This is a genomic window from Micromonospora endophytica (assembly GCF_003236305.1).
GTDB lineage: Bacteria > Actinomycetota > Actinomycetes > Mycobacteriales > Micromonosporaceae > Micromonospora > Micromonospora endophytica.
Window position 1 is genome coordinate 1 of sequence record NZ_POTX01000444.1, and the last position, 2,071, is coordinate 2,071.

Consider the following 2,071-nt stretch of genomic DNA (forward strand, 5'->3'; position numbering starts at 1 on the left):
GCCTTCGTGGGGGGTGGAGGCCAAGGCGTGGAAGCGGCGGGGGATGCGGCCCGCGCCGTGGGCGAGGCGGCCGGCGTCGACCGCATACCGCATCGCGGTCGCCATCGCCACCGGGTCCGCCGCCCGGGTCACCGCGCTGGCCAGCAGGACCGCGTCGCAGCCCAACTCCATGGCGAGCGCCGCGTCGGAGGCGGTGCCGATCCCGGCGTCCAGGATCACCGGCACGTCCACGCTCTGCCGGATCAGCCGGATGTGGTGCGGATTGGACACCCCGAGCCCGGATCCGATCGGCGATCCGGCCGGCATCACCGCAGCGCAGCCGACGTCGGCTAGCCGCCGGGCCAGGATCGGATCGTCCGAGGTGTACGGCAGCACGGTGAACCCGTCGGCGACCAGTTCCTCGGCGGCGCGCAGCAGTTCCACCCCGTCGGGCAGCAGCGTCCGCTCGTCGCCGATCACCTCAAGTTTGATCCAGTCGGTGTCGAACGCGTCCCGGGCCAGGTGGGCCACTTTCACCGCCTCACCTGCGGTGTAGCAGCCGGCGGTGTTCGGCAGCAGCCGTACGCCGCACCGGTCGAGCAGATCCAGCAGCCCGCCCGAGGCGGTGCCGGCGGTGTCCACCCGGCGCAACGCCAGGGTGACCAACTCGGTGCCGGAGGCCCGGATAGCCTGCTCCAGCACGTGCAGGTTGGCCGCACCACCGGTGCCGAGGATCAGCCGGGAACCGAACCGCGCACCACCCAGCTCGAAGCCGGTCTCGTCCGGAGTAGCCATCGCGCTCACCCGCCCTGGGCGGCGCTGAGCACCTCGACCCGGTCGCCACCGCGCAACACCGTCGCCGGCCATCCGGTACGCGGCACCACCTCGCCGTTCACCGCCACCGCCACACCCCGCTGCTGCGGTGTGACCTGCTGGACCAGTTCCGCCACCGTCACCCCGTCCGGCGCACTGCGCCCGACACCGTTCACCGTCAACTCCACGCCTCGTCCTTCCTCGACTGCTCGGACCCGGCCACGCCTCGCCCGCCGGTGCCGGTGTGGAACCGGTCCGGTCGGAAGGGGGCGAGCAGCGGGTCGTCGGTGGCTCCGCCGGTGGCCAGGTCGGTGATCAGATCCGCGGTGACCGGGGTGAGCACGATTCCGTGCCGGTGGTGGCCGGTGGCCGCCAGCACGTTCGGGCGGTCCGGCAGCGGCCCCAGGATCGGGGCGTTGTCCGGGGTACCCGGGCGTAGCCCGGCGACCGTCTCCACCAGGTCGTACTCGGCCAGTTCGGGCAGGAGTTCGATGGCGGCGCGCAGCAACCGCAGCACCGCGCCGGCGGAGACGTCCACATCGGAGCGTTCCTCGACGGTGGCGCCGACCACCACCTCACCGTGCTGGCGCGGGACGAGGTAGACCTGCTCGCCGTCGGCGTACCCGCGGATGACGTGGCGGAAGCCCGGCGGACCGCCATCCGGTGCCCGCAGCCGCAACACCTGGCCCTTGACCGGGCGGACCGGCAGCCCGGTGAGGGCGGCGGCGCCGCAGCCGGCGGCGACCACGGTGACCCCGGCCAGCACGCCCGCCAGGTTCCGGACCGGCTCGGGCACCAGCACCGCGCCGGCCCGTTCGGCGGCGAGGCGCAGCGCCGGCACCAGCCGACGCGGGTCGACCTGGTGGTCGGTGGCGGCCAGCGCACCGCCACGCACCCGAGGTGCCAGCGCCGGTTCGCGTTCGCGCAGCTGGGACGGGCGCAGCGGCGTCACCGGCAACCCCAGCTCCTGCTGGTACGCCCAGAGCCGACGCGCCTCGGCCAGGTCGTCGGCGGTGAGCCCGACCATGAGCGTGCCCTCGGTCCGGTACCCAATGTCGACACCTGTCGCCGCTTCCAGTTCGGCGGCGAACTCGGGCCAGCGCGCGGCCGACTCGGTGAGCAGTCCAGTCAGCTCCCGCTCACCGAAGTACGCCTCGGCCACCGGCGCCAACATGCCGGCCGCGACGTGCGAGGCACCCGACCCGGGTGCCGGATCGCGCACCACCACCCGCAGCCCCCGCTGCGCACACCGCCACGCGATCGCCAACCCCACCGGCCC

At 74.2% G+C, this 2,071-nt stretch carries 3 protein-coding genes; all 3 read right to left on the reverse strand.

Annotated features, from left to right (window positions below; all coding sequences use genetic code 11):
- A partial coding sequence (locus C1I93_RS30320) for a thiazole synthase (RefSeq protein WP_111246659.1) occupies window positions 1-774 on the reverse strand: 774 nt, incomplete at its 3' end.
- Window positions 775-779: 5 nt separating this feature from the next.
- Window positions 780-980, reverse strand: a complete 201-nt coding sequence (thiS, locus tag C1I93_RS30325; RefSeq protein ID WP_111246658.1) for a sulfur carrier protein ThiS — start codon at window positions 978-980, stop codon at window positions 780-782.
- Window positions 971-2,071, reverse strand: a 1,101-nt coding sequence (gene thiO, locus C1I93_RS30330) for a glycine oxidase ThiO (RefSeq protein ID WP_111246660.1), incomplete at its 5' end; no start/stop codon positions are given. The genes thiS and thiO, both read right to left, overlap by 10 nt.